At 69.6% G+C, this 26407-nt stretch carries 24 protein-coding genes; 1 reads left to right on the top strand and 23 read right to left on the bottom strand.

Annotated features, from left to right (window positions below; all coding sequences use genetic code 11):
• Positions 1 to 105 precede the first annotated feature (105 nt).
• A complete protein-coding gene (locus ACIP2X_RS17220) occupies positions 106 to 1926 on the top strand; it encodes a glycosyl hydrolase family 18 protein (protein ID WP_401673391.1) in 1821 nt (606 codons plus the stop codon).
• Positions 1927 to 2008: 82 nt separating this feature from the next.
• Here the strand turns inward: ACIP2X_RS17220 and ACIP2X_RS17215 are convergent, their stop codons facing one another.
• From ACIP2X_RS17215 to lysA, 23 genes are all read right to left on the bottom strand, one after another.
• Entirely contained in the window at positions 2009 to 2455 is a 447-nt protein-coding gene (locus tag ACIP2X_RS17215) for a DUF2550 domain-containing protein (protein ID WP_189701486.1), read from the bottom strand.
• A 129-nt stretch (positions 2456 to 2584) separates the two neighbouring features.
• The gene (locus ACIP2X_RS17210; RefSeq protein WP_401673389.1) at positions 2585 to 2962 is read right to left on the bottom strand and encodes a F0F1 ATP synthase subunit epsilon; all 378 of its coding nucleotides are present in this window, start codon (positions 2960 to 2962) and stop codon (positions 2585 to 2587) included.
• Between the two features lie 120 nt (positions 2963 to 3082).
• Positions 3083 to 4531 carry a F0F1 ATP synthase subunit beta gene (atpD, locus tag ACIP2X_RS17205; protein ID WP_401673387.1) on the bottom strand — a complete coding sequence of 483 codons (1449 nt, stop codon included), beginning with the start codon at positions 4529 to 4531 and terminating at the stop codon, positions 3083 to 3085.
• Positions 4531 to 5448, bottom strand: a complete 918-nt coding sequence (locus ACIP2X_RS17200) for a F0F1 ATP synthase subunit gamma (protein ID WP_401673385.1) — start codon at positions 5446 to 5448, stop codon at positions 4531 to 4533. Before ACIP2X_RS17200 ends, atpD begins: the two co-directional genes overlap by 1 nt.
• 21 nt (positions 5449 to 5469) lie before the next feature.
• A complete protein-coding gene (gene atpA, locus ACIP2X_RS17195; protein ID WP_401673383.1) occupies positions 5470 to 7059 on the bottom strand; it encodes a F0F1 ATP synthase subunit alpha in 1590 nt (529 codons plus the stop codon).
• A 129-nt stretch (positions 7060 to 7188) separates the two neighbouring features.
• Positions 7189 to 8004, bottom strand: coding sequence for a F0F1 ATP synthase subunit delta (locus tag ACIP2X_RS17190; protein ID WP_401673381.1), 816 nt, complete (start codon positions 8002 to 8004; stop codon positions 7189 to 7191).
• Positions 8001 to 8549, bottom strand: a complete 549-nt coding sequence (locus tag ACIP2X_RS17185) for a F0F1 ATP synthase subunit B (protein ID WP_401673379.1) — start codon at positions 8547 to 8549, stop codon at positions 8001 to 8003. Before ACIP2X_RS17185 ends, ACIP2X_RS17190 begins: the two co-directional genes overlap by 4 nt.
• A 42-nt stretch (positions 8550 to 8591) precedes the next feature.
• Entirely contained in the window at positions 8592 to 8828 is a 237-nt protein-coding gene (atpE, locus tag ACIP2X_RS17180) for an ATP synthase F0 subunit C (RefSeq protein ID WP_189701479.1), read from the bottom strand.
• Between the two features lie 77 nt (positions 8829 to 8905).
• Positions 8906 to 9676, bottom strand: a complete 771-nt coding sequence (gene atpB, locus ACIP2X_RS17175; RefSeq protein WP_401674483.1) for a F0F1 ATP synthase subunit A — start codon at positions 9674 to 9676, stop codon at positions 8906 to 8908.
• A 273-nt stretch (positions 9677 to 9949) separates the two neighbouring features.
• Positions 9950 to 10387: a hypothetical protein gene (locus ACIP2X_RS17170; RefSeq protein WP_401673377.1), complete on the bottom strand. Its 438-nt coding sequence runs from the start codon at positions 10385 to 10387 to the stop codon at positions 9950 to 9952.
• Between the two features lie 286 nt (positions 10388 to 10673).
• Positions 10674 to 11990 (bottom strand): MraY family glycosyltransferase, encoded by a 1317-nt coding sequence (locus ACIP2X_RS17165; protein WP_401673374.1) that lies wholly within the window; start codon positions 11988 to 11990, stop codon positions 10674 to 10676.
• Positions 11991 to 12120: 130 nt separating this feature from the next.
• Positions 12121 to 13356 (bottom strand): serine hydroxymethyltransferase, encoded by a 1236-nt coding sequence (gene glyA, locus ACIP2X_RS17160; protein WP_401673372.1) that lies wholly within the window; start codon positions 13354 to 13356, stop codon positions 12121 to 12123.
• Between the two features lie 93 nt (positions 13357 to 13449).
• Positions 13450 to 14112 carry a protein-tyrosine-phosphatase gene (locus ACIP2X_RS17155; protein ID WP_365456787.1) on the bottom strand — a complete coding sequence of 221 codons (663 nt, stop codon included), beginning with the start codon at positions 14110 to 14112 and terminating at the stop codon, positions 13450 to 13452.
• Between the two features lie 52 nt (positions 14113 to 14164).
• Positions 14165 to 14812, bottom strand: a complete 648-nt coding sequence (locus ACIP2X_RS17150; protein WP_401673368.1) for an L-threonylcarbamoyladenylate synthase — start codon at positions 14810 to 14812, stop codon at positions 14165 to 14167.
• Positions 14813 to 14863: 51 nt separating this feature from the next.
• On the bottom strand, positions 14864 to 15703 hold the full coding sequence (prmC, locus tag ACIP2X_RS17145) for a peptide chain release factor N(5)-glutamine methyltransferase (RefSeq protein ID WP_401674481.1): 840 nt from the start codon (positions 15701 to 15703) through the stop codon (positions 14864 to 14866).
• Positions 15704 to 15774: 71 nt separating this feature from the next.
• Positions 15775 to 16851: a peptide chain release factor 1 gene (gene prfA / locus ACIP2X_RS17140; RefSeq protein ID WP_401673366.1), complete on the bottom strand. Its 1077-nt coding sequence runs from the start codon at positions 16849 to 16851 to the stop codon at positions 15775 to 15777.
• A 145-nt stretch (positions 16852 to 16996) separates the two neighbouring features.
• Complete coding sequence (gene rpmE, locus ACIP2X_RS17135; protein ID WP_401673365.1) at positions 16997 to 17218, bottom strand: 50S ribosomal protein L31; 222 nt, start codon at positions 17216 to 17218, stop codon at positions 16997 to 16999.
• Between the two features lie 151 nt (positions 17219 to 17369).
• Positions 17370 to 18506 (bottom strand): LCP family protein, encoded by a 1137-nt coding sequence (locus ACIP2X_RS17130; protein ID WP_401673363.1) that lies wholly within the window; start codon positions 18504 to 18506, stop codon positions 17370 to 17372.
• A 225-nt stretch (positions 18507 to 18731) separates the two neighbouring features.
• Positions 18732 to 20735 carry a transcription termination factor Rho gene (rho, locus tag ACIP2X_RS17125; protein WP_401673360.1) on the bottom strand — a complete coding sequence of 668 codons (2004 nt, stop codon included), beginning with the start codon at positions 20733 to 20735 and terminating at the stop codon, positions 18732 to 18734.
• A gap of 405 nt (positions 20736 to 21140) precedes the next feature.
• The gene (thrB, locus tag ACIP2X_RS17120) at positions 21141 to 22085 is read right to left on the bottom strand and encodes a homoserine kinase (RefSeq protein ID WP_401673357.1); all 945 of its coding nucleotides are present in this window, start codon (positions 22083 to 22085) and stop codon (positions 21141 to 21143) included.
• A gap of 329 nt (positions 22086 to 22414) precedes the next feature.
• A complete protein-coding gene (gene thrC / locus ACIP2X_RS17115; protein WP_401673355.1) occupies positions 22415 to 23473 on the bottom strand; it encodes a threonine synthase in 1059 nt (352 codons plus the stop codon).
• A gap of 6 nt (positions 23474 to 23479) precedes the next feature.
• Positions 23480 to 24772, bottom strand: a complete 1293-nt coding sequence (locus tag ACIP2X_RS17110) for a homoserine dehydrogenase (protein WP_401673352.1) — start codon at positions 24770 to 24772, stop codon at positions 23480 to 23482.
• Between the two features lie 240 nt (positions 24773 to 25012).
• A complete protein-coding gene (gene lysA / locus ACIP2X_RS17105) occupies positions 25013 to 26404 on the bottom strand; it encodes a diaminopimelate decarboxylase (protein WP_401673350.1) in 1392 nt (463 codons plus the stop codon).
• Positions 26405 to 26407: the final 3 nt, after the last annotated feature.

The following is a 26407-nucleotide window of genomic DNA, read 5'->3' as shown; positions in this document are numbered from 1 at the left end:
GTGGTCCAGACCTATTGACCTATGGTCCAGACCTTTCTATTCTCGCGGCACTGAGGGCCTGATGGCTCAGTCAGGCCCCCGACAACCCCCATAAGGAGGCGCAGCATGCGCTTCAGACACAGAGCCGCGGCCGGATTCGCGACCCTGCTGCTCCCGTTCGCCGGCCTGGTCGGTCTCGCCGCCCCCGCCCAGGCGGCCACCGAAGCCACCGCCACCTACGCCAAGACCCAGGACTGGGGCTCCGGCTTCGAGGGCAAGTGGACCGTCAAGAACACCGGTACCACCACCATCAACTCCTGGACCGTGGAGTGGGACTTCCCCTCCGGCACCTCGGTCACCTCCGGCTGGGACGCCGACTTCACCTCGTCCGGCACCCACTGGACCGCCAAGAACAAGGCCTGGAACGGCACCCTCGCCCCCGGCGCCTCCGTCTCCTTCGGCTTCAACGGCTCCGGCTCCGGCGCCCCCGCCAACTGCAAGCTCAACGGCGGCAGCTGCGACGGCGGCTCGGTCCCCGGCGACAACCCGCCCTCCGCGCCCGGCACCCCCTCGGCCTCCGACATCACCAACACCTCGGTGAAGCTGTCCTGGAGCGCCGCCACCGACGACAAGGGCATCAAGAACTACGACGTCCTGCGCGGCGGCAGCAAGGTCGCCACCGTCACCGGCACCAGCTGGACGGACACCGGCCTGACCGCCGGCACCGACTACTCGTACACCGTCCAGGCCCGGGACACCGCCGACCAGACCGGCCCGGTCTCCGGCGCCCGCGCGGTGCGCACCACCGGCGGCGGCACCGACCCGCAGCCCGGCACGAAGATCAACCTCGGCTACTTCACCGAGTGGGGCGTCTACGGCCGCAACTACCACGTCAAGAACCTGGTGACCTCCGGCTCCGCCTCGAAGATCACGCACATCAACTACGCGTTCGGCAACGTCAAGAACGGTCAGTGCACCGTCGACGACACCTTCGCCGCATACGACAAGGCCTACACCGCCGACCAGTCCGTCAGCGGCACCGCCGACACCTGGGACCAGCCGCTGCGCGGCAACTTCAACCAGCTGCGCCAGCTGAAGGCCAAGTACCCGCACATCAAGGTGCTGTACTCCTTCGGCGGCTGGACCTACTCCGGCGGCTTCGGCCAGGCGGCGCAGAACGCGGCCGCGTTCGCCAAGTCCTGCAAGGCCGTCGTGGAGGACCCGCGCTGGGCCGACGTCTTCGACGGCATCGACATCGACTGGGAGTACCCGAACGCCTGCGGCCTGACCTGCGACACCTCCGGCCCGGCGGCGTTCAGGACCCTGATGTCCGCGCTGCGCACCGAGTTCGGCTCGAACTACCTGGTCACCGCGGCCATCACCGCCGACGGCTCGAACGGCGGCAAGATCGACGCGGCCGACTACGGCGGCGCCGCCCAGTACCTCGACTGGTACAACGTGATGACGTACGACTACTTCGGCGCCTTCGACGCGGACGGCCCGACCGCTCCGCACTCGCCGCTCACCTCGTACCCCGGTATCCCGGCGGCCGGCTTCAACTCCGCCGACGCGATCGCCAAGCTGAAGGCGAAGGGCGTCCCCTCCGCCAAGCTGCTGCTCGGCATCGGCTTCTACGGCCGCGGCTGGACCGGCGTCACCCAGTCCGCCCCCGGCGGCTCGGCGACCGGCGCGGCGCCCGGCACCTACGAGGCCGGCATCGAGGACTACAAGGTGCTCAAGAACTCCTGCCCGTCCACCGGCACGATCGCCGGCACGGCGTACGCGCACTGCGGCAACAACTGGTGGTCCTACGACACCCCGTCGACCATCGCCGGCAAGATGACCTGGGCCAAGAACCAGGGCCTGGGCGGCGCGTTCTTCTGGGAGTTCAGCGGCGACACCAGCAACGGTGAACTGGCGACCGCCATCAGCAACGGGCTGAAGTAGCCCGAGCCAGGTAAGTACTAGGCGACATTGACGCTCCCCCAGACTTCGTCCGGGGGGACCCCCATCCAGCGGGTGAATGTGGCTACGCCACATTCACCCGCTGACCGGGCGGGGCTGCCTCGAGCCACGCGAGAAACCCGGTCAGCGCGTCTTCGCTCATGGCGAGCTCGAGCCGCGTGCCCCGGTGCAGACAGGCGAGGATCACCGAGTCGGAGAGCAGCGCCAGCTCCTCCTCGCCCTCGGGAAGACGGCGCCCGGCCACCTCGATCGCGGAACGCTCCAGGACACGGCGGGGGCGCGGGGCGTAGGAGAACACGCGGAACCACTCCACGCGGTCGCCGTTGTAGCGGGCCACGCCGTAGGCCCAGCCTTTGCCACCGGTGTCGGGTTTCTCGGGGACGTCCCAGCGCAGGCTGCAGTCGAAGGTGCCGCCGGAACGCTGGATGAGCCTGCGGCGCAGGCCGAAGACGAACAGTCCCAGCACCACCAGGGCCACGACAATTCCGCACACAGTCAGAGCGAGGACCATCGGCACCGACCTCCTCGTCTCCTCAGTAACGGAACGTGAAAAACACCCTTATCCGCCTCAGCCGCGGTCAGCTCCGGATTGCTCCGGTGCCGACCGCGGCTGAGTGACGTCATCGCAGGGCGGGCTGGATCAACGCGCCGCCGTCGCCGCGCGAAGCCGGACGTCGGCGCGGCGCTTGGCCTCGGCGTCGTCCTCCGCCTTCGCACGCTCCAGGTCCTGCTCGACGCGCTTGACATCGATCTCGTCGGCGAGCTCCGCGACCTCCGCCAGCAGCGACAGCTTGTTGTCCGCGAACGAGACGAAACCGCCGTGCACCGCGGCGACGACCGTTCCGCCATCACTCGTACGGATGGTCACCGGGCCCGACTCCAGCACACCGAGCAGCGGCTGGTGACCGGGCATGACGCCGATGTCGCCGGACGTGGTGCGCGCGACGACCAGGGTGGCCTCGCCGGACCAGACCTGGCGGTCGGCAGCGACCAGCGCGACGTGCAGCTCAGCAGCCAAGGGTGGCTCCTCGGGTCACCACCCGGCGGGATGTGCCGGGTGTTGGTTACAAGTCTAATGGGCGTGACAGAGGGGGCGGGACGACCCCGCCCCCTCACGACACGAGCACAAGTGCCCGGGTCAGGAGACGCCCAGCTCCTTCGCGTTCTTCTTCAGGTCCTCGATACCACCGCACATGAAGAATGCCTGCTCGGGGAAGTGGTCGTACTCGCCGTCGCAGATCGCGTTGAACGCCGCGATCGACTCGTCCAGCGGCACGTCCGAGCCGTCCACACCGGTGAACTGCTTGGCCACGTGGGTGTTCTGGGACAGGAAGCGCTCCACGCGACGGGCACGGTGGACGACGAGCTTGTCCTCCTCGCCGAGCTCGTCGATACCGAGGATCGCGATGATGTCCTGGAGGTCCTTGTACTTCTGCAGGATGTTCTTGACGCGCATGGCGGCGTCGTAGTGGTCCTGCGCGATGTACCGCGGGTCCAGGATGCGGGACGTGGAGTCCAGCGGGTCCACGGCCGGGTAGATGCCCTTCTCCGAGATCGGACGGGACAGCACCGTCGTCGCGTCGAGGTGGGCGAAGGTGGTGGCCGGGGCCGGGTCGGTCAGGTCGTCCGCGGGGACGTAGATCGCCTGCATCGAGGTGATCGAGTGACCACGGGTCGAGGTGATGCGCTCCTGGAGGAGACCCATCTCGTCGGCCAGGTTCGGCTGGTAGCCCACCGCGGAGGGCATACGGCCGAGCAGGGTCGACACCTCGGAACCGGCCTGCGTGAAGCGGAAGATGTTGTCGATGAAGAACAGCACGTCCTGCTTCTGCACATCGCGGAAGTACTCCGCCATGGTCAGACCCGCGAGGGCCACACGCAGACGGGTGCCCGGCGGCTCGTCCATCTGACCGAAGACCAGCGCGGTCTTGTCGATGACGCCCGACTCCGACATCTCCTCGATGAGGTCGTTGCCCTCACGGGTGCGCTCACCGACACCGGCGAACACGGAGACACCGTCGTGGTTGTTGGCGACGCGGTAGATCATCTCCTGGATGAGCACCGTCTTGCCGACGCCGGCACCACCGAACAGACCGATCTTTCCACCCTTGACGTACGGGGTGAGAAGGTCGATGACCTTGACGCCGGTCTCGAACATCTCGGTCTTCGACTCGAGCTCGTCGAAGCGCGGGGCCTTGCGGTGGATGGACCAGCGCTCACCGTCGTAGGACTCGTCGACGTTCAGCACCTCGCCGAGGGTGTTGAACACCTTGCCCTTGGTGAAGTCGCCGACCGGGACGGTGATGCCCGTGCCGGTGTCGGTGACCGAGGCCTGGCGGACCAGACCGTCGGTGGGCTGCATGGAGATGGTGCGGACCAGGCCGTCACCCAGGTGCTGGGCGACCTCCAGGGTCAGCGTCTTCTTCTCGCCGGCGTTGGCCGGGTCGGCCACCTCGACGTGCAGCGCGTTGTAGATGTCCGGCATCGCGTCGACGGGGAACTCCACGTCGACGACCGGGCCGATGACCCGCGCGACGCGGCCGGTGGCCACGCCCGACGCAGCGGTCGGCTCAACAGTGGTGGTCATTAGTTGTCACTCCCCGCGTTCGCGTCGGCCAGGGCGCTCGCGCCACCGACGATCTCGCTGATTTCCTGGGTGATTTCGGCCTGGCGGGCCGCGTTGGCAAGACGGGAGAGCGTGTTGATCAGCTCACCCGCGTTGTCGGTGGCCGACTTCATCGCGCGCCGGGTGGCGGCGTGCTTGGAAGCGGCCGACTGGAGCAGCGCGTTGTAGATCCGGCTCTCGACGTACCGCGGAAGCAGGGCGTCCAGGACGTCCTCCGCCGACGGCTCGAAGTCGTACAGCGGGAGGATCTCGCCCTTGGGCTTGGCCTCCGCCGCCACCTCTTCGAGGCTGAGCGGCAGCAGCCGCGCGTCCTGCGCGTTCTGCGTCATCATCGAGACGAACTCGGTGAAGACGATGTGGAGCTCGTCCACGCCGCCTTCCGCCGTCTCCTTCTCGATGGCCTCGATGAGCGGAGCCGCGACCTTCTTGGCGTCCGCGTACGAGGGCTCGTCGGTGAAGCCGCTCCACGACTCCGCGATCCTGCGCTCACGGAAGTTGTAGTGCGCGACACCGCGCCGGCCGACGATGTACGTGTCGACCTGCTTGCCCTCGCGCTCCAGCCGCTCGGTGAGCTGCTCCGCCGCCTTGATGGCGTTGGAGTTGAACGCACCGGCCAGACCCCGGTCGCTGGTCAGCAGCAGCACCGCGGACCGCGTGACCGTCTCGGCCTGGGTGGTCAGCGGGTGCTTGGTGTTCGACCCGGTGCCGACCGCCGTGACCGCGCGGGTCAGTTCCTGCGCGTACGGCGTGGAGGCCGCCACCTTGCGCTGCGCCTTGACGACGCGCGAGGCGGCGATCATCTCCATCGCCTTGGTGATCTTCTTGGTCGCGGTGACGGATCGGATGCGACGCTTGTAGACCCGGAGCTGGGCTCCCATGAGTCAGGTCCCTTCCTTACGTCACTTGGCGGTGGACGGAGCGTCCTCGCCGAGCAGCTTGCCGTCCGAGGTCTCGAACTGCTTCTTGAACTCGGCGATGGCGTCGGCGACGGCCGTGAGGGTGTCGTCCGACATCTTGCCGCCCTCCTTGATGGAGGTCATGAGGCCCTGCTCCTTGCGGTGCAGGTACTCCAGGAGCTCCCTCTCGAAGCGGCGGATGTCGGAGACCGGAACCTCGTCCATCTTGCCGGTGGTGCCGGCCCAGACGGAGACGACCTGGTCCTCGGTGGACATCGGCTGGTACTGAGCCTGCTTCAGCAGCTCGACCATCCGCTGACCGCGCTCCAGCTGCGACTTCGACGCGGCGTCCAGGTCGGAACCGAAGGCGGCGAACGCCTCCAGCTCGCGGAACTGGGCCAGGTCCACGCGCAGACGGCCGGAGACCTGCTTCATCGCCTTGTGCTGCGCGGAACCACCGACTCGGGAGACGGAGATACCGACGTTCAGCGCGGGGCGCTGACCGGCGTTGAACAGGTCCGACTCCAGGAAGCACTGGCCGTCGGTGATGGAGATGACGTTGGTCGGGATGAACGCCGAGACGTCGTTGGCCTTGGTCTCGACGATCGGCAGACCGGTCATCGAGCCGGCACCCATCTCGTCGGAGAGCTTCGCGCAGCGCTCCAGCAGGCGGGAGTGCAGGTAGAAGACGTCACCCGGGTAGGCCTCACGGCCCGGCGGGCGGCGCAGCAGCAGGGAGACGGCACGGTAGGCGTCGGCCTGCTTCGACAGGTCGTCGAAGATGATGAGGACGTGCTTGCCCTCGTACATCCACTGCTGGCCGATGGCCGAACCGGTGTACGGCGCCAGGTACTTGAAGCCGGCCGGGTCGGACGCCGGGGCGGCGACGATGGTCGTGTACTCCAGCGCGCCGTTCTCCTCCAGCGCGCGGCGGACCGACGCGATGGTGGAGCCCTTCTGACCGATGGCGACGTAGATGCAGCGGACCTGCTTGTTCGGGTCGCCGGTACGCCAGTTGTCACGCTGGTTGATGATCGTGTCGACGGCCAGGGCGGTCTTGCCGGTCTGGCGGTCACCGATGATCAGCTGACGCTGACCACGGCCGATCGGGGTCATCGCGTCGACGGCCTTGTAGCCGGTCTCCATCGGCTCGTGCACCGACTTGCGCTGCATGACCGTGGGGGCCTGCAGCTCGAGGGCGCGACGACCCGAGGTCTCGATCTCGCCGAGGCCGTCGATCGGGGCGCCGAGGGGGTCGACCACGCGGCCGAGGTAGCCCTCGCCGACCGCTACGGAGAGGACCTCGCCGGTGCGGGTGACCGGCTGCCCCTCCTCGATGCCGCTGAACTCACCGAGGACGATGGCACCGATCTCGCGCTCCTCGAGGTTGAGGGCGAGGCCGAGGGTGCCGTCCTCGAACTTCAGCAGTTCGTTGGCCATGGCCGAGGGCAGACCCTCGACCTTCGCGATGCCGTCGCCGGCAAGGGTGACCGTACCGACCTCCTCGCGCGAGGCCGCGTCCGGCTTGTACGACTGGACGAAGGTCTCCAGTGCGTCCCGGATCTCCTCCGGCCGGATCGTGAGCTCCGCCATCTGGGTTCCCTGCTCTCCTTGTTGGGCCCGAAGTTTCACTTTGGGGGGATGGGGACTCCCCCCTAAGAGAGGTGAATCCTCTGCACGGCCCAACCGGGCCGTAATTACGTCTTGCGTGTTCAGTTGCGGCTAGCTCGCCAGCCGGCGCTCGGCGTCCGCGATGCGGTCCGCCAGGGAGCCGTTGATGATCTCGTCACCGACCTGCACCCGGATCCCGCCGAGGACCTCGGGGTCCAGGTCGAGGTTGAGGTGCATCCGGCGGCCGTAGAGCTTGGCGAGAGCGGCGCCGAGGCGCTGCTTCTGCCCGTCGCTCAGCGGCACCGCCGAGGTGACGACGGCCACCATGCGGTCACGCCGCTCGGCGGCGAGCTTGGACAGGGACTCCAGTCCCGCTTCCAGGCTACGTCCCCGCGGCGCGGTCACAAGGCGCGTCACCAGACGCTCGGTGGCCGGGGCCGCCCGTCCGCCGAGCAGGCTGCGCAGCAGCTCGCTCTTGGCAGCGGTGGTGGCCTTGCGGTCGGTCAGCGCGGCGCGCAGCTCGGTGCTGGAGGCGACGATCCGGCCGAACCGGAACAGCTCGTCCTCGACGCTGTCGAGCGTGCCGTCCTGCTGGGCCGCGGTGAGGTCCGCGGTGTTCGCCAGCTCCTCCAGCGCGTCCACCAGGTCGCGGGACTGCGACCAGCGGGAGCGCACCATGCCGGAGACCAAGTCCGCGGTCTCGCCGCCGACCTGGGAGCCGAGCAGGCGCTGGACCAGCTCGGCCTTGCTCTCACCGGCCTGCGCCGGGTCGGTGAGGACCCGACGCAAGCTGACCTCGCGGTCGAGCAGCGCGGTCACCGCGGCCAGCTCGTCGGCGAGCCGCGCCGCGTCCACGGACGTGGCGTCCGTCAGCGCGTCGAGACGCTCACGTGCGGCAGCCAGGGCCTCGCGGCTCGCTCCGTTCATCGAGACGCCTCGGCCTTCTCCTCGAGCTCGTCGAGGAAGCGGTCGATCACGCGGCTCTGCCGGGCGTGGTCCTCGAGGGACTCACCGACCAGCTTGCCGGCCAGCTCGGTGGCCAGCTTGCCGACGTCCTGACGGAGCGCGGACGAGGCGGCCTTGCGGTCGGCCTCGATCTGGGAGTGACCGGCGGTGACGATCTCCTCGCGCTGCCGCTGGCCTTCCGCGCGCATCTCGGCGATGAGCGCGGCACCCTGCTCCTGAGCCTCCTGGCGCAGTCGCGCGGCCTCGTGCCGGGCCTCGGCGAGCTGGGCCTTGTACTGCTCAAGGACGCTCTGGGCCTCGACCTTCATGGTCTCGGCCTCTTCAATACCGCCTTCGATCGCCGCGCGGCGCTCCTCCAGAACCTTGTTGATGTTCGGAAGCAGCTTCTTCCAGAAGATGAAGAAGACGATGGCGAAGGCGATGGTGCCGACGAGCAGCTCGGGACCCGGCGGGACGAGCGGGTTCTGCTCCTCCTCGGCCGCCAGCTGCACCAGGTTGGCGATCACATCAGTGCCTTTCGTCGAATCGTGTCGGTAAGCGTGGGCTACTTACACACCGAACACGAACGGCATAACGATGCCGATGAGGGCGAGCGCCTCACAGAAGGCGAAGCCCAGGATCTGGTTGGCACGGATCAGGCCGGCGGCCTCGGGCTGACGGGCCAGCGCCTGGGTGCCGTTGCCGAAGATGATGCCGACGCCGATGCCGGGGCCGATGGCGGCGAGGCCGTAGCCGATGGAGCCGAGCGAACCGGAGACAGCGGCGAGGGTCTCAGTGGCAGCCATGCTGAATCTTCCTTCTCTTTCATGGACCGGCGGGGGTTGGCCACCGGACGTTCTGGGGGGCTTGCGGGCTTAGGGGCTCAGTGGTGCTCGGCGAGAGCGCCCTGGATGTACGAGCAGGCCAGCAGCACGAAGACGTACGCCTGGACGGCCTGCACGAAAAGCTCGAAGAGGATCATGGCCATCGTCATGATGAACGAGACGCCCGCCGCCGGGATCAGCCAGCTGTTCAGCAGGTACCAGGAGGCCACGGTGAACATGACCAGCATCAGGTGACCGGCGAACATGTTGGCGAACAGTCGCACGGCGTGCGTGAACGGGCGGACCAGCAGGTTCGAGAAGAACTCGATGATCATGACGAGCGGCAGCACCGGACCGAGCGACTTGTCGTAGCCGGTCACGTTCTTGAAGAAGCCGACGAACCCGTGGCGCTTGAAGGTCAGTCCGACCCAGGTGAGGTAGACGATCGCGGCCAGCACCATCGGGTACGCGATGATCGACGACACCGGGAACTGGGCCAGCGGGATCACCGACCAGATGTTCATGATCCAGATGAAGAAGAAGAGCGAGACCATGAGCGGGACCCACTTCTCGCCCTCACGCTTGCCAAGGGTCTCGTAGACGATGCCGCGGCGTACGAAGTCGTAGCCGGCCTCGCCGATCATCTGGAGCTTGCCCGGCACCACCTTCGCCTTGCCGAAGGCCGCCCAGAAGAAGCCGATCACGAGCACGGTGGTGATGAGCGCGAGCAGCATCACCTTGTTGAACTCGAACCCTCCCACCGTGGTGATCGGCTGGAAGAGAAACGAGTGCAGGCCCGGAGCCGGAAAGCCACACCCGTTGTCGGACATGATCCGACAACTCCAGTCAAAGGCGAGCTGGGTCTGGTCAGCACTCACCACGGGCTCCTTCGGCGTGACGCATGGGTACGGCAACCTCGTTGTGTCGGCGCGGCACAGGGCCGCGGGTCGGCACCGGACAGGTGTTACGGATGTGGGGGCGGCTGGGGGACATCAAGCCTCGCGATCGAGCAGGCGTCAGCTCGGATGCCCGCGCCCGCGATGCCGCAGTTGGCACCGGACGATAGCAGGAGATCTCACTGGCCCTTATCCCGCCCCTACCCCTCACGACGACGGCCCTGTCTTCTCGGGCTTCTCGCTCTTCACGGCATCCGGATCGACGTAGAAGATCTTGGCCTTCATGTGCGCACGGGCCTGCGCGGCCATCCACACCACGGTCGCGATGACGAGACCGATGGCGAACGTCTTCGGATTGAAGAGAGAGGTGTCCTTGAAGAGGGCGACGAAGATCAGGAGCAGCAGGAGCTGGGCGACGTAGAGCATCATCCCCATGGCCTGGAACAGCTGGGGGAGCGTCTTCGCCGTCCACTGCAGGACGAACAGGCCGATCCCCATGAAGAGGATGGCGAGCAGAGCGCCGACGCCGGCACCGAGCGCCCCCTTGCCGCCGGCGACCACACCGCTGACCGCGACCGTGACCGCACCGACAGCGGCCGAAGGCACAGCTGTCTGCAGAAGGTTCCGGGCGTCATTGGACGGCATGGCGGCAACTCCGCTTTCACAGGGGGGCAGGGTGTCGTCATGGACGAGCGTAGTCCCGGGCTGAGAGAGAACCTCATGCCGGTGGACCGTCGCACCACGGTCCGGCGGCTCTGTCCGGGGGGTTCTCGTGAACCGTATCACAAACTATTTGATGAGGTCTTTACCTGGGGGTGTGCGCACTGTCACACATGAGAGTGATGGTGCGCGTCTGTGCAGAAACCGAGCCGACATGTCTGGTAATGGGGCCTTCGTTCCCCCACGGCCAGGCAATGCCTTAGTCAGATTCTTACCTTGTGAAGCGTGAGCGGGGACCGACGGCGGTCGCTCCGTTGACACCGGAGACCCCCACGGCGACCGGCGTGCGCTCGTCCTCGTCCTCGTTCCGCTCCTCGGCCGGGGCCTCCACCGGCACCTCCGAAGCGGGCGGCAGCACGGCCCGGCGGCGGTAGCGCGGCGGTACGAAGTGCTCGGCCCACAGCGGCGCCCGCGGGGTGAAGCGGGGCAGCAGCAGCAGGATCAGACCGAGCGCGCTGAGCAGCACGACGCCCAGCACGATCCACATGGACGCGGAGTTCACCGAGTAGCCGAGGGCGCCGAAGGCGATCAGCGCCGACCAGAAGTACATGATCAGCACGGCCCGGCTGTGCGAGTGGCCGATCTCCAGCAGCCGGTGGTGCAGGTGCCCCCGGTCCGCGGCGAACGGCGACTGCCCGCGCCAGGTGCGGCGCACGATCGCGAGGATCAGGTCCGCGGCCGGGATCGCGATGATGGTGAGCGGCATCAGCAGCGGGATGTAGACGGGCACCATCTGGTGCACCGCGTTGCGCTCGGAGCCGGAGAACAGCTTCATCACGTCCGGGTCGACCTGCCCGGTCACCGAGATCGCGCCCGCCGCCAGCACCAGGCCGATGAGCATCGAGCCCGAGTCGCCCATGAAGATGCGGGCCGGGTGCATGTTGTGCGGCAGGAAGCCCAGGCACATGCCCATCAGCACCGAGGCGAAGAGGGTGGCCGGGGCGGCGGCCTCGATGCCGTACGAGTACCAGATCCGGTAGGCGTACATGAAGAACGCGGCCGAGGCGATGCACACCATGCCCGCCGCCAGGCCGTCCAGCCCGTCGACGAAGTTGACCGCGTTGATGGTGATGACGACCAGCGCCACCGTCAGCAGAGTGCCCTGCCACTGGGTCAGCGCGACCGTGCCGACACCCGGGACCGGCAGCCACAGGATCGTCAGGCCCTGCATCACCATGACGCCGGCGGCGATCATCTGGCCGCCCAGCTTGATCAGGGCGTCGATCTCGAACTTGTCGTCCAGCACACCGATGAGCCAGATCAGCGCCGCCCCGGAGAGCAGGGCACGTGGCTCGTTGGACTTCTCGAAGACGTCGCTGAGGTTGGTGAGATGGTCCGCGACCAGCAGGCCCGCGCACAGGCCGAAGAACATCGCGATCCCGCCGAGCCGCGGAGTGGGCTCCCGGTGCACGTCACGTGCCCGGATCTCCGGCATCGCTCCGGCCACGATCGCGAACTTCCGCACCGGCCCGGTCAGCAGGTACGTCACCGCGGCCGTGATGCAGAGCGTCAGCAGGTATTCACGCACGGGCTTCCCCACAGATCTCGCTGGCCATCTCAGCCCCACACCCTAGCGAGGGACGCATATGGTTGGGGACTTCCGGGTAGCGACGATGGTTGCACGGGTTGCTGTGCACCGGGCTTCCGGCTACCCCGCCTCAGCGCGGATACGGCGGAAATCCCCCGGCGAGATCCCGCACTTCCTCCCGTACCGTCCTGCTGTCGGCCTGGTCCCGCAGCACCTCGGCGAGCAGCTTGGCGATGCGAGCCATCTCACCCTCGCTCATCCCCTGCGTGGTGACGGCGGCGGTGCCCAGCCGCAGGCCGCGGGCGTCGTGCGGCAGCGCGCAGCAGTCGACGATCATCCCGGCGGCCGCCAGCCGGCCACGGGCGGCACGGCCGTCCACGCCGAGCGGGGCCGGGTCCGCGGTGATGAGGTGGGTGTCCGTGCCGCCGGTGGTGACGACGAGCCCCTCGGCGGCGAGCGCGGCGGCCAGGTACCGGGCGTTGGCGACCACCTGATGGGCGTACGCCTGGAAGGCCGGTGTCGCCGCCTCGCCGAAGGCGACCGCCTTGGCGGCGATGCTGTGCATCTGGGCGCCGCCCTGGGTGAAGGGGAAGACGGCCCGGTCGACGCGTTCGGCGAGCTCCGCTCCGCACAGGATCATGCCGCCGCGCGGCCCGCGCAGCACCTTGTGCGTGGTGGCGCACACCACATCGGCGTACGGCACCGGACTGGGCGCCGCTCCCCCGGCGACGAGCCCGATGGGGTGCGCGGCGTCCGCGATGAGGTAGGCGCCGACCTCGTCGGCGACCTCACGGAAGTAGGCGTAGTCGAGGTGGCGCGGGTAGGCGATCGAGCCGCACACGATCGCCTTGGGGCGATGCGCGCGGGCCAGGGTGCGCACCTGGTCGTAGGCCATCAGACCGGTCTCCTCGTCGACGCCGTAGCCGACGAAGTCGAACCAGCGGCCGGAGAAGTTGGCGGGCGAGCCGTGCGTGAGGTGGCCGCCGTGGCGCAGGCCGAGGGCGAGGACCGTGTCGCCGGGGCGCAGCAGGGCGGCGTACGCGGCCAGGACGGCCGAACTGCCCGAGTGGCACTGGACGTTGGCGTGCTCGGCGCCGAAGAGCTCCTGGGCCCGGCGGACGGCGAGCCCCTCGGCGACATCGACGATCTCGCAGCCGCCGTGGTAGCGGGAGCCCGGATAGCCCTCCGCGTACTTGTTGGCCAGCGGTGAGCCGAGGGCGGCCAGCACGGCCCGCGAGGCGAAGTTCTCGGCGGCGTTCAGCTGAAGCGTGGTCGACTGCCGGTCCAGCTCCCCGAGCAGGATCTCGGCGAGCGCGGGATCCTGCCGGCGCAGCAGATCGGCCTCGAGGGCATGGGCGACCGACATGGTGGACTCCGGCCGTCGACGATGACGTAGGTCCAATGTAGGCCGGGGCGGTCGGGGGCGCCCGCTGTCGCACGGCCCCGGGGCGGCCGGGACTCAGGTCCGGGCCGCCACTCCCGTCAGCGCCGTCACCACGGGGTCCAGTGCCTGGTGTATCTCGTCGCCGACCGACCGGAAGAACGTCAGCGGCGCCCCGTACGGGTCGTAGACCTCGTCCGCCTCGGCGGTGGGCGCCAGCAGCCAGCCGCGCAGCGCGGCACCGGCCCGCACCAGCGCGCGGGCCCGGGCCACCACCCCGTCCTCCAGCGGCGGCAGGGTCGCCGGGTCGATCGCCTTCACCAGCCGGGTGAACTCCTTCAGCGTGAAGGTGCGCAAGCCCGCCGAGTGCCCCATCGAGATCACCTGGGCACGGTGGTCACGGGTGGCGGTGAGCACCAGGTCGGCACGGATCACGTGCTCGTCCAGCAGCTCCCGGCCCACGAAGCCGGACGCGTCCGCGCCGAAGTCGGCCAGCACCGTCTCGGCGTTGGCCTCCATGGGAGCACCCTCGTGGCCCCAGGTGCCGGCGCTCTCCACGATCAGCCCGCCGCCGAGGACACCGAGCCGCTCCGACACGAAATGCCGGGTCAGCCGCTCGGTGATGGGTGAGCGGCACACGTTTCCGGTGCTGACGTGGAGGATGCGGAAGCTGTCACGCGGAAGCCCCACGAACGTCGTCGTGATCTCCGCCGCGCTTTCCCGGTTGCCTATGCCACGCATGGGGGTGCCCCCTGCGCGAGCGGAGCCGGGAGCTCGGGCGAGTAGGGGGCTGTCAATTGGCCACCTCAAGGTCGGGTACGACCTTGCGCAGCTCGTCCGGCGAGAGGGCGCCCTCGCGCAGCAGGACGGGCACCGGGCCGGTGACGTCGACGATGGAGGACGGCACGTTGCCGGGGGTCGGGCCGCCGTCGAGGTAGACGGAGACGGAGTCGCCGAGCATCTGCTGGGCGGCGTCGCAGTCCTCCGGCGCCGGGTGCCCGGTCAGGTTCGCCGACGACACGGCCATCGGGCCGACCTCGGTGAGCAGCTCGATCGCGACCGGGTGCAGGGGCATGCGCACGGCGACCGTGCCCCGGGTGTCGCCCAGGTCCCACTGGAGCGACGGCTGGTGCCGGGCGACCAGCGTTAGCGCGCCCGGCCAGAAGGCGTCCACCAGCTCCCAGGCCAGCTCGGAGAAGTCCGTGACCAGGCCGTGCAGGGTGTTCGGGGAGCCGATGAGGACGGGCGTGGGCATGTTGCGGCCGCGGCCCTTGGCCTCCAGCAGGTCGGCGACCGCCTCGGAGGAGAACGCGTCGGCGCCGATGCCGTACACGGTGTCGGTCGGGAGGACCACCAGCTCGCCACGGCGGACGGCGGACGCGGCCTCACGCAGACCGGTCACGCGGTCGGTGGCGTCATTGGTGTCGTATCGCCGTGCCATTTCAGCGGTCCTCCTCGTACCCGTACTGCCGGGGTGAAGTCTGGTGGGTGCTCACGGCAGCGCCTTGCGGGCGGTGGCGAAGCGTGGGCGGTTGTTGAGGTCGGGGTGGTCGGCCGCGTCGGCCCAGCCCCGCTCCTCGGTGAAGATCCACGGCACCTGGCCGCCCTGGGTGTCGGCGTGCTCGATGACGACGACGCCGCCGGGGCGCAGCAGCCGGTGCGCGGTGCGTTCGATGCCGCGGATCAGGTCGAGGCCGTCCTCGCCGGAGAACAGCGCCAGCTCGGGGTCGTAGTCCCGCGCCTCGGGAGCGACGTACTCCCATTCGGTGAGCGGGATGTACGGCGGGTTCGAGATGACCAGGTCGACCTGGCCGTCGAGGTCGGGGAAGGCGGTCAGGGCGTTGCCCTGCCGCAGGTCCACCCGCGACCCCTCGACGTTCTTGCGGGTCCAGCGCAGCGCGTCCTCGGACAGCTCCACGGCGTGCACCCGGGAGCGCGGCACCTCCTGGGCGAGCGCCAGCGCGATGGCGCCGGAGCCGGTGCACAGGTCGACGATCAGCGGCTCGACCACGTCCATGGCGCGCACCGCGTCTATGGCCCAGCCGACCACGGACTCCGTCTCCGGGCGCGGCACGAACACGCCCGGCCCGACCTGGAGTTCCAGGTACCGGAAGAAGGCGCGCCCGGTGATGTGCTGGAGCGGCTCGCGCTGCTCACGGCGGGCGATGACCTCCCAGTAGCGGGCGTCGAAGTCGGAGTCCTTCACGGAGTGCAACTCGCCCCGCTTCACGCCGTGCACGAACGCGGCGAGTTCCTCCGCGTCGGTGCGCGGCGAGGGCACGCCGGCGTCGGCCAGCCGCTGGGTGGCCTGGGCCACCTCCGCGAGCAGCAGACTGCGGGGGCCTGGGGGTCGCCCCCCAAAAGATGGCTGCACGCTCGTCCTCCGTCGTACTCGTAAGTGCCTTACGCGGCTGCGAGCTTGGCGGCCGAGTCCGCGTCGACGCAGGCCTGGATCACCGCGTCGAGCTCGCCGTCAAGAACCTGGTCCAGGTTGTAGGCCTTGAAGCCGACGCGGTGGTCCGAGATGCGGTTCTCCGGGAAGTTGTACGTGCGGATCTTCTCGGAGCGGTCGACGGTGCGGACCTGGCTGCGGCGGGCGTCGGCGGCCTCCTTCTCCGCCTCCTCCTGCGCCGCTGCGAGCAGCCTGGAGCGCAGGATACGCAGTGCCTGCTCCTTGTTCTGCAGCTGGCTCTTCTCGTTCTGGCAGGAGGCGACGACCCCGGTCGGGATGTGCGTGATGCGCACGGCGGAGTCGGTGGTGTTGACGGACTGGCCACCCGGACCGGAGGACCGGTAGACGTCGATGCGCAGGTCGTTGGGGTTGATCTCGACGTCGATCTCCTCGGCCTCCGGGGTGACGAGCACGCCGGCGGCGGAGGTGTGGATACGCCCCTGGGACTCCGTGGCGGGCACGCGCTGCACGCGGTGCACACCGCCCTCGTACTTCAGCCGCGCCCACACGCCCTGCCCGGGTTCGGTGGCGCCCTGGCCGCCCTTGGTCTTCACGGCGACCTGGACGTCCTTGTAGCCGCCCAGCTCGGACTCGGTGGCGTCGATGATCTCGGTCTTCCAGCCGACGCGCTCGGCGTAGCGCAGATACATGCGCAGCAGGTCGCCGGCGAACAGCGCGGACTCGTCACCGCCGGCGCCCGCCTTGATCTCCAGGATGACGTCCTTGTCGTCGCTGGGGTCGCGCGGGACCAGCAGCAGGCGCAGCTTCTCGGTGAGCTCCTCGCGCCCCCGCTCCAGCTCCTTGACCTCGGCGGCGAACTCGGGGTCGTCGGCGCCCAGTTCACGGGCCGTCTCGATGTCGTCCCCCGACTGCTTCCAGGAGCGGTACGTGGCGACGATCGGGGTGAGTTCGGCGTAGCGCTTGTTCAGCTTGCGCGCGTTGGCCTGATCGGCGTGGACCGACGGATCGGCGAGCTGCTTCTCCAGGTCGGCGTGCTCGGCGACAAGCTCCTCGACGGCCTCGAACATCTCTGGCTCCTGATGGGGGCATCCCCTGCTCGTACGTGGGTGAGAGCGTGGGGAAGGGTACGGGGTGAAGTGGGCGGGCGACCAAAAACGCCGGTCCCGGCGCGCCCGCAAGGGGCGCGGCCGTGGACCGGCGAAATGGGGCTCGCTACTTCTTGGAGCCGGCGGCCTTGCCGAAGCGGGCCTCGAAGCGGGCCACACGGCCACCGGTGTCGAGGATCTTCTGCTTGCCCGTGTAGAACGGGTGGCACTCGGAGCAGACCTCGGCCCGGACGGTGCCGGACTGAATGGTGCTACGGGTGGTGAACGAGGCGCCACAGGTGCAGCTGACCTGCGTCTCGACGTACTCGGGGTGGATCTCGCGCTTCAAGGTGTCTCCTATGGTTCGGGAGGGCGCCGGGTCGCCGCCGCGGGGTGCGGGAGCGTGAACCGGGACCGACGTACCAGTCTGCCAGGACTGGCGCCATCCCCCAAAACCGGGGGCCGCTCCGATCTATTCCGTACGGGCGGTGCCGTGCCCCTTACGACGTGACCACGCCCTTGGCCTCGCCCGTCGCGGAGCCCTCGGTGGCCGATCTCGGGATGGGCCGGTCGTTCTTCAGGGCGTCCCACACCCGCTGCGCCTTCGCCTCGTCCAGGAGCACGCGGTTGGGGTCGGCGGGGTCGTAGCGCACCGGCATCGTCACCATGTTCATCTTCGAGGCGCTGATGCCCTTGAGGCCGCTCGCGAAGGACGTCAGGGCGTCGACCGAGCCGAGCGAGGAGTCGGTCGTGACCGTGTCGGTGGCGGTGTCGGCGAGGTCGTACAGCTTCTTCGGGCTGGTGAACAGGCCGATCTCCTTGACCTGCTCGACCAGCGCCTTCACGAAGGCCTGCTGGAGCTGGATACGCCCGAGGTCCGAGCCGTCGCCCACGCCGTGCCGGGTGCGCACGAGGCCGAGGGCCTGCTCACCGGTGAGCCGGTGGGTGCCCGCCGCGAGGTCGAGGTGGCTCTCCGGGTCCGCGATGTCCTTCGTCGTGGTCACCTCGACGCCGCCCAGCTCGTCGACGAGTTTCTGGAAGCCGGCGAAGTCGACCTCCAGGTAGTGGTCCATGCGGATGCCGGTGAGGGACTCGACGGTCTTGACGGCGCAGGCGGCGCCGCCGGTGCTGTAGGCCGAGTTGAACATCACGCCGGAGGCGGCGTCGTGCCGGCCGCCGTGGGCGTCGGTGCACGCGGGACGGTCGATCAGGGTGTCGCGGGGGACGGAGACGACGCTGGCCTTCTTCCGGCCCTCGTGGACGTGCACGATCATCGCCGTGTCCGAGCGGGCGCTGCCGTCGTCGGTGCCGCCGCCCAGCTTCTCGTTGCCGCCCGCGCGGGTGTCCGAGCCGAGGACCAGGATGTTCTCGGAGCCGTCGCCGACCTTGCCGGGCCGGTCGGTGCCCAGGGCCTGGTCGATGTCGACGCTGCGGAGATTGCCGTTGAGCTTGAAGTACACGTAGCCGACGCCGGTGCCGCCGAGGACGACGATGCCCGCTGCGGTCCAGGCGGCGATCAGCAGCCCTCTTCGGCCCTTGGCCCGTGGCTTGCGGCGGCTTCCCTCGGCCCGTCGGCGCGGACCGTGTGTGCCGGACTCACCCGGTATACCGGGCTCCGGCGTGCTGTCGGCAGGCATGTGCTCCTCAGCTCTCGTCGGATGTCGGGTACCCCCTGCGGTCAGGAATGCGATCAGGAACGGGCATCAACCAGTCCATCGTCGCCCTGTCCGGTCAGACGGGGAAACTCGGCGCAGGGTTGCACAGAAAACTGTGAAGGGCCGCATCCGTCGATGTGACGGATGCGGCCCTTCACAGGCCGATCTCAGCGGGCCGTCTCGGCGGACCCACTCGGCGTGCCGACGTCAGTCGCCGTTGCCGGGGGTCGGCGTCGTCTTCTGGATCTGCATCAGGAACTCGACGTTCGACTTGGTCTGCTTCATCTTGTCGAGGAGCAGCTCGATCGCCTGCTGCTGGTCGAGCGCGTGCAGCACCCGGCGCAGCTTCCAGACGACGCCCAGCTCCTCGGCGCCGAGCAGGATCTCCTCCTTACGCGTACCGGACGCGTCCACGTCCACCGCGGGGAAGATGCGCTTGTCGGCGAGCTTCCGGTCGAGCTTGAGCTCCATGTTGCCGGTGCCCTTGAACTCCTCGAAGATCACCTCGTCCATGCGGGACCCGGTGTCCACCAGGGCGGTGGCGAGGATGGTCAGCGAGCCGCCGTCCTCGATGTTGCGGGCCGCACCGAAGAAGCGCTTCGGCGGGTACAGGGCGGTCGAGTCGACACCACCGGACAGGATGCGGCCGGAGGCCGGGGCGGCGAGGTTGTACGCACGGCCCAGACGCGTGATCGAGTCGAGCAGTACGACGACGTCGTGGCCCAGCTCCACCAGCCGCTTGGCACGCTCGATGGCGAGCTCGGCGACCGTGGTGTGGTCCTCGGCCGGGCGGTCGAAGGTCGAGGAGATGACCTCGCCCTTGACCGACCGCTGCATGTCGGTGACCTCTTCCGGACGCTCGTCGACGAGGACGACCATCAGGTGGCACTCGGGGTTGTTGTGCGTGATCGCGTTGGCGATCGCCTGCATGATCATGGTCTTGCCGGTCTTCGGCGGGGCCACGATCAGACCGCGCTGGCCCTTACCGATCGGCGAGACCAGGTCGATGATGCGGGTGGTGAGGACGCCGGGGTCGGTCTCCAGACGGAGGCGGTCCTGCGGGTAGAGCGGGGTGAGCTTGTTGAACTCCGGGCGGCCACGGCCGTGTTCGGGCGCCATGCCGTTGACGGAGTCGAGGCGCACGAGCGCGTTGAACTTCTCGCGCCGCTCGCCTTCCTTCGGCTGACGGACCGCGCCGGTGATGTGGTCGCCCTTGCGCAGGCCGTTCTTGCGGACCTGGGCGAGGGAGACGTACACGTCGTTCGGGCCGGGCAGGTAGCCGGAGGTCCGGATGAACGCGTAGTTGTCGAGGATGTCGAGGATGCCCGCGACCGGGATCAGGACGTCGTCCTCGGCGATCTGCGGCTCGCTGCTGCTGCCGCCCATCTCGTCACGGCCCCGGCGGCCCCGGCGGTCGCGGTAGCGGCCGCGACGGCCACGGCGGCCACCGTCGAAGTCGTCGTCGTTCTGGCCCTGTCCGCCGCCGCCCTGCTGCTGGCGCTGCTGACCCTGGCCCTGGTTCTGCTGCTGGTCGTCGCCCTTGCCGCGGCGGTCGCGGTCCCGGTTGTCCCGGTCGCCCCGCTCACGGTCCCGGCCGCGCTCGCGGCGGTCGCGACGCCGGCCCTCGCCGCCGTCGCCGTCGCCCTGCGCCTGCTGGGCGGGCGACTCGGCCTTCGACTCGCTCTTCGCCTCGGCCGCGACGGTCTCGGGGCTGCCCGCCTCGGCGGTGGCCCGCCGGCGCCGGCGCTCGGGGGCGTCGTCCCCGCCGCGCTCGGCCTCGCCCGCGCGGGCCGCGCCGCCACCGGGCTGGCCGGGAATCTCGATCTGCTGCTGGGCCGCGGCCTTGTCGGCGGGCGCCTCGGCCGACGGGGCGGCCTTCTCGGCAGGTGCTTCGTCACCGGTGCGCGCCTTGGACGTGGCGCGGCGCTTCGGCTTGGTCTCGGTGGCGGCCTCGGCGTTCTTCGCCGGGGCTCCCCCTCCCGCCTGCGCCTCCTTGATGACCTCGATCAGCTGGCTCTTGCGCATGCGCGCGGTGCCCCTGATGCCGAGGCCGGATGCGACCTGCTGCAGCTCGGCCAGCACCATGCCCTCGAGGCCGGTACCGCGGCGCCGCCGGGAGCCGGCACCGCTGGCAGGCGCGGAGGCGTCCGTGGCGGGCGCGGCAGCGGTCTCCTCGACACGTGCGCCCATCAGATCGGTGGTGTCGCTCACGAAGGGTCCTTCCCTGGAGCGGACGTCGGCCTGTCTGGCTCGGCGACCGGTTGTGCTGTCCGGCTTCGGTTCTTGCTGACCGAACCGTGCCGGGGCGGTGGTCCGCCACAGCGGCGGAGGAAATATCTGGTGACGGCGCTTCCTTGAGCCGTGACACCCAGTGTCACGTGGCGTGGTCGCACCGGTTCCGGAGCGTGCCCGTCGGACCGCTCAGTGTCGACGTACGACGTACTGCCCGCGTACGAGGTACGAGACACGGTGCGGCTTGGGGAGCTCCCGGAAGAATGTCTGTCCCGAACTGGGACACGAGGCACCTCGCCATGGTGGGGTCGGGTGCAGACTTGAGGTTAACACTACCGGATCCAACAAACATTCCCCCTCTCGAAATCCGGCAATCGCGTGCTTTTAATCGACGCTCGCCACGTCGGTGCCGCCGGTCGCGAGCGGCAGTACGCTCGCCCCCGGCACGTCCAGGGCCAGCCGGTTCGCCGCCCAGCCCGGGCCCGCCAGTTGTTCCACCTTGTCGGCCGTGCCCTCGTCGGCGAGCGCCAGCACGGTGGGTCCCGCGCCGGAGATCACCGCGGCGATGCCGTCCGCCCGCAGCCGCTCCACCAGCGCCGTGCTCTCCGGCATCGCGGGGGCGCGGTACTCCTGGTGCAGCCGGTCCTCGGTGGCGGGCAGCAGCAGCTCGGGGCGCCGGGTCAGGGCCTCGACGAGCAGCGCGGCACGGCCCGCGTTGGTGGCGGCGTCGACATGCGGCACGGTGCGCGGCAGCAGACCGCGCGCGGTCTCCGTCAGAACCGGCTTCCCGGGCACGAAAACCACCGGAACGATGGAATCGGCGGGGTCCATCCTGATCGCCCGTGCCGCGCCGGCCTCCATCCAGGAGAGGGTGAATCCGCCGAGCAGACAGGCCGCGACGTTGTCCGGGTGGCCCTCGATCTCGGTGGCCAGCTCCAGCAGGCCCCGGTCGTCCAGCCTGGCCTCGCCGCCTATGGTCACGGCGCGCGCCGCCACGATCCCGGCGCAGATGGCGGCCGAGGAGGAACCCAGGCCACGGCCGTGCGGAATGCGGTTCGCGCAGACGATTTCCAGGCCACGGGGCTGACCGCCCAGGGAATCGAAGGCGGTGCGGAGAGCGCGTACGAGAAGGTGGCTTTCGTCACGTGGCAGCGTCCCGCTGCCCTCCCCTGCGATGTCGATGTGCAACCCGGAGTCGGCCACCCGGACGACGACGTCGTCGTAGAGCCCCAGCGCGAGGCCGAGGGCGTCGAAGCCCGGGCCGAGATTGGCGCTGGTGGCGGGGACGCGCACCCGTACGGCGGCGGCGCGGAAGGCTGGACCGGCCATCGCTCGATGACTCTCCTTGAGCTGCGTGATGCGTGACGGTGGAGCGTGAGGTGGAACGTGAGGTCTTGCGTGGGGTGATGCGTGATTGCCGAAGACATTCGAAGACGTACGACGGACCCTTCGGGCCGTTGCCGGATCCCTCCGGTCGCTCCGGGAATCACGACGACGGCGCGGCGCCCTGCCTATGCGAGGCATATGCGGGGGGCGGGTTCAGTACAGCCTATCGAAGGAAGGTTCTGTGGCGACATAGGGCGCACAGGAGGCGCACGATGCGTGTCGTAAGCCCCCTGTGCACCCCTGTCAGGGGATGCCCCGGGTCAAGCGGTGCGTCAGACCAGTCCGAGGCGCTCGGCGGCGGTCGCCGCGTCCACCGGCACCGTGACCGGCTGCGGTGCGCCCGCGACGGCCCAGTCGGGGTCCTTGAGGCCGTTGCCCGTGACCGTGCACACGATGCGCTGGCCCGGGTCGACCTTGCCGAGCTCGGCGGCCTTCAGCAGACCGGCCACCGACGCGGCCGAGGCCGGCTCCACGAAGACGCCCTCCTGCGCCGCCAACAGACGGTAGGCGCGCAGGATTTCACGGTCCGTCACCTCGTCGATGAGGCCGCCTGAGGCGTCCCGCGCGTCGAGCGCGTGCTGCCAGGAGGCGGGGTTGCCGATCCTGATCGCGGTGGCGATCGTCGAGGGGTCCTTGACCACCTCGCCGCGCACGATGGGCGCGGAGCCGGAGGCCTGGAAACCCCACATCCGCGGCGTCCTGGCGGCGACGCCGTCGGCGGCGTACTCCTTGTACCCCTTCCAGTACGCGGTGATGTTGCCCGCGTTGCCCACCGGCAGGACGTGGATGTCGGGGGCGTCGCCGAGCATGTCGACGATCTCGAAGGCGGCGGTCTTCTGGCCCTCGATACGTACCGGGTTGACCGAATTCACCAGCGCGACCGGGTAGTTGTCGCTGAGCGCGCGGGCGAGCGTGAGGCAGTCGTCGAAGTTGCCGTCGACCTGGAGGATCTTGGCGCCGTGCACCAGGGCCTGGCCCATCTTGCCGAGCGCGATCTTGCCCTGCGGCACGAGGACGGCGGAGACCATCCCGGCGCGCACGCCGTACGCGGCGGCGGAGGCGGACGTGTTGCCCGTGGAGGCGCAGATGACCGCCTTGGCACCCTCCTCCTTCGCCTTGGAGATGGCCATGGTCATGCCGCGGTCCTTGAAGGAACCGGTCGGGTTCGCGCCCTCCACCTTGAGGTGGACCTCGCAGCCCGTGCGCTCGGAGAGCACCTGCGCCGGCACGAGCGGCGTGCCGCCCTCGCGGAGCGTCACGACCGGAGTGGTGTCGGAGACGGGCAGCCGTTCCCGGTACTCCTCGATGATTCCGCGCCACTGGTGGGTCATTGCTCGTTACTCTCCTTCAACCCGCATGATGCTGGCGACACCCCGCACGGTGTCGAGCTTGCGCAGCGCCTCGACCGTCCCGGTGAGGGCGGCGTCGAAAGCGCGGTGCGTGACGACGACGAGGGAGGCCTCGCCGTCCTTCCCCTGCTGCCGAACCGTATCGATGGACACCCCGTGCTCCGCGAACACGGTGGCGACCTGGGCGAGAACACCCGGTTTGTCGGCGACGTCGAGGCTGATGTGGTAGCGCGTGACGACCTCGCCCATCGACGAGACGGGCAGCGCGGCGTACGCGGACTCGCCGGGGCCGGTCGCGTTGCTGAGCCGGTTGCGGCAGACGGCGACCAGATCGCCGAGGACGGCGGAGGCGGTCGGGGAGCCACCGGCGCCGGGGCCGTAGAACATCAGCTGTCCGGCGGCGTCGGACTCCACGAAGACGGCGTTGTACGCGCCGCGCACGGAGGCCAGCGGATGGGTCAGCGGGATCATCGCCGGGTGCACGCGCGCGGTGACGGACCCGCCGTCCGCGGCCCGCTCGCAGATGGCGAGCAGCTTGATGGTGCAGCCCATCTCCTTGGCGGAGGCGAAGTCGGCCGCCGTCACCTCGGTCATGCCCTCGCGGTAGACGTCGTCGAGGCGCACCCGCGTGTGGAAGGCGATGCCCGCGAGGATCGCGGCCTTGGCGGCGGCGTCGAAGCCCTCGACGTCGGCGGTCGGGTCGGCCTCGGCGTACCCCAGGGCGGTGGCCTCGTCGAGGGCCTCCTGGTAGCCGGCGCCGGTCGAGTCCATGGCGTCGAGGATGAAGTTGGTGGTGCCGTTGACGATCCCGAGCACGCGGTTGACCTTGTCGCCGGCCAGGGACTCGCGCAGCGGGCGGATCAGCGGGATGGCACCGGCGACGGCGGCCTCGTAGTAGAGGTCCTTGCCGTGCTCCTCGGCGACCGCGTGGAGGGCGGCGCCGTCCTGGGCGAGGAGGGCCTTGTTCGCGGAGACGACGGAGGCGCCGTGCGCGAACGCGGTGGTGATGAGCGTACGGGCGGGCTCGATGCCGCCGATGACCTCGACGACGACGTCGATGTCGCCCCGTTTGACGAGGGCGGTGGCGTCGGTGGTGACGAGGGCCGGGTCGATGCCCTCGCGCACCTTGTCCGGCCGGCGGACCGCGACGCCCGCGAGCTCCACCGGGGCGCCGATGCGGGCGGCGAGGTCGTCGGCGTGCGTCGTCATGATGCGCGCCACCTCTGAGCCGACCACTCCACAGCCCAGCAGCGCCACCTTCAGCGGACGCGTACGCATCATCCGACCTCGTTTCCTCTTACCGTCGACGGTGGGACCAGTCTCACTCACCGGACGGGAGTTTCTGGCCCCTCGTCCGGATCGTGAGACGTTTATTTCATTTTTCGAGGGGCGGAAGAAGGAGATCTTCCGCTTGTGGGGGTGAGCCGATCAGGCGACGTCCGACGCCTCGCGGCGCCCGGGGGTCGCGGCCCAGGTGATGCCGGTCGACGGATGTCACCGATGTCACCGAAGTCACCGAAGTCACCCGACGTCGAGGCGCAGGAGGTCCTCCTCCGTCTCGCGGCGGACGATGACGCGCGCCTCGCCGTCCCGCACGGCGACGACCGGCGGGCGGGTCACGTGGTTGTAGTTGCTGGCCATGGAACGGCAGTAGGCACCCGTTGCCGGGACGGCGATCAGGTCACCCGGGGCCAGGTCGGCCGGCAGGAAGGCGTCCTTCACCACGATGTCCCCGCTCTCGCAGTGCTTGCCGACGACACGGGCGAGCATCGGCTCGGCGTCGGAGACACGGGAGACCAGCGACACGCTGTACTCCGCGTCGTAGAGCGCGGTACGGATGTTGTCCGACATCCCGCCGTCGACCGAGACATACGTCCGCAGCCCGTCGAGGGGCTTGATGGTCCCGACCTCGTAGAGGGTGAACGCCGTCGGCCCGACGATGGCACGCCCCGGCTCGACGGAGATGCGCGGCGTCCGCAGCTTCGCGGACTCGCACTCACGGGTCACGATCTCGGTGAGGGCCTTGGCGATCTCGTGCGGCTCGCGCGGGTCGTCGTCGCTGGTGTACGCGATGCCGAGGCCGCCGCCCAGGTCGATCTCGGGCAGTTCCACGCCGTGCTCGTCCCGGATGTCCTTGAGCAGCCCGACCACGCGGTGCGCGGCGACCTCGAACCCGGACATGTCGAAGATCTGCGACCCGATGTGGCTGTGGATGCCGATCACCTCCAGCGCGTCGAGCTGCAGGGCCCGGCGTACCGCCTCGGCGGCCTGTCCCCCGGCCAGCGGGACGCCGAACTTCTGGTCCTCGTGCGCGGTGGCGATGAACTCGTGCGTGTGGGCCTCGACGCCGACGGTGACACGGATCTGCACCCGCTGCCGCCGGCCCAGTTCCTTGGCGATGTGGGCGACGCGGACGATCTCCTGGAAGGAGTCGAGCACGATCCGCCCGACGCCGACCTCGACGGCCCGCCGGATCTCGTCGCCGGACTTGTTGTTGCCGTGGAAGGCGATGCGCTCGGCGGGCATCCCGGCGGAGAGCGCGGTGGCCAGCTCGCCCCCGGAGCACACGTCGAGGTTCAGCCCCTCCTCGTGCAGCCACCGCACGACGGCACGCGACAGGAACGCCTTGCCCGCGTAGAAGACGTCGGCGTCATGCCCGAACGCGGTGCGCCAGGCGCGGGCGCGGGCCCGGAAGTCGGTCTCGTCGAGGAAGTAGGCGGGGGTGCCGAACTCCTCCGCGAGCCGCGTCACGGGGATACCGCCGACGGTGACGACACCGTCGGCGTCGCGCGTGACGGTCTGAGCCCAGACCTTGCCGTCGAGGGCGTTGAGGTCGGCGGGCGGGGCACTGTAGTGGCCCTCGGTGAACACGTCGGCGTGACGGGGCCCGGCGGGGTGTGCGGAACGGCTCATTCT

It is taken from the genome of Streptomyces sp. NPDC089424, assembly GCF_044749345.1.
Taxonomy (GTDB): Bacteria; Actinomycetota; Actinomycetes; order Streptomycetales; family Streptomycetaceae; genus Streptomyces.
This window is presented reverse-complemented; position numbering and strand designations above follow the sequence as displayed.

What these genes read in the sequence shown, in the direction of transcription:
- atpB (WP_401674483.1), bottom strand. Translation starts at nt 9,676, where the DNA reads ATGTCCGACAACGGGTGTGGCTTTCCGGCTCCGGGCCTGCACTCGTTT.
- ACIP2X_RS17110 (WP_401673352.1), bottom strand. Translation starts at nt 24,772, where the DNA reads ATGATGCGTACGCGTCCGCTGAAGGTGGCGCTGCTGGGCTGTGGAGTG.
- lysA (WP_401673350.1), bottom strand. Translation starts at nt 26,404, where the DNA reads ATGAGCCGTTCCGCACACCCCGCCGGGCCCCGTCACGCCGACGTGTTC.
- ACIP2X_RS17200 (WP_401673385.1), bottom strand. Translation starts at nt 5,448, where the DNA reads ATGGGAGCCCAGCTCCGGGTCTACAAGCGTCGCATCCGATCCGTCACC.
- ACIP2X_RS17130 (WP_401673363.1), bottom strand. Translation starts at nt 18,506, where the DNA reads ATGCCTGCCGACAGCACGCCGGAGCCCGGTATACCGGGTGAGTCCGGC.
- atpD (WP_401673387.1), bottom strand. Translation starts at nt 4,531, where the DNA reads ATGACCACCACTGTTGAGCCGACCGCTGCGTCGGGCGTGGCCACCGGC.
- ACIP2X_RS17170 (WP_401673377.1), bottom strand. Translation starts at nt 10,387, where the DNA reads ATGCCGTCCAATGACGCCCGGAACCTTCTGCAGACAGCTGTGCCTTCG.
- ACIP2X_RS17155 (WP_365456787.1), bottom strand. Translation starts at nt 14,112, where the DNA reads ATGCGTGGCATAGGCAACCGGGAAAGCGCGGCGGAGATCACGACGACG.
- ACIP2X_RS17190 (WP_401673381.1), bottom strand. Translation starts at nt 8,004, where the DNA reads ATGAACGGAGCGAGCCGCGAGGCCCTGGCTGCCGCACGTGAGCGTCTC.
- thrC (WP_401673355.1), bottom strand. Translation starts at nt 23,473, where the DNA reads ATGACCCACCAGTGGCGCGGAATCATCGAGGAGTACCGGGAACGGCTG.
- ACIP2X_RS17150 (WP_401673368.1), bottom strand. Translation starts at nt 14,812, where the DNA reads ATGGCACGGCGATACGACACCAATGACGCCACCGACCGCGTGACCGGT.
- ACIP2X_RS17220 (WP_401673391.1), top strand. Translation starts at nt 106, where the DNA reads ATGCGCTTCAGACACAGAGCCGCGGCCGGATTCGCGACCCTGCTGCTC.
- atpA (WP_401673383.1), bottom strand. Translation starts at nt 7,059, where the DNA reads ATGGCGGAGCTCACGATCCGGCCGGAGGAGATCCGGGACGCACTGGAG.
- prfA (WP_401673366.1), bottom strand. Translation starts at nt 16,851, where the DNA reads ATGTTCGAGGCCGTCGAGGAGCTTGTCGCCGAGCACGCCGACCTGGAG.
- thrB (WP_401673357.1), bottom strand. Translation starts at nt 22,085, where the DNA reads ATGGCCGGTCCAGCCTTCCGCGCCGCCGCCGTACGGGTGCGCGTCCCC.
- glyA (WP_401673372.1), bottom strand. Translation starts at nt 13,356, where the DNA reads ATGTCGGTCGCCCATGCCCTCGAGGCCGATCTGCTGCGCCGGCAGGAT.
- ACIP2X_RS17215 (WP_189701486.1), bottom strand. Translation starts at nt 2,455, where the DNA reads ATGGTCCTCGCTCTGACTGTGTGCGGAATTGTCGTGGCCCTGGTGGTG.
- atpE (WP_189701479.1), bottom strand. Translation starts at nt 8,828, where the DNA reads ATGGCTGCCACTGAGACCCTCGCCGCTGTCTCCGGTTCGCTCGGCTCC.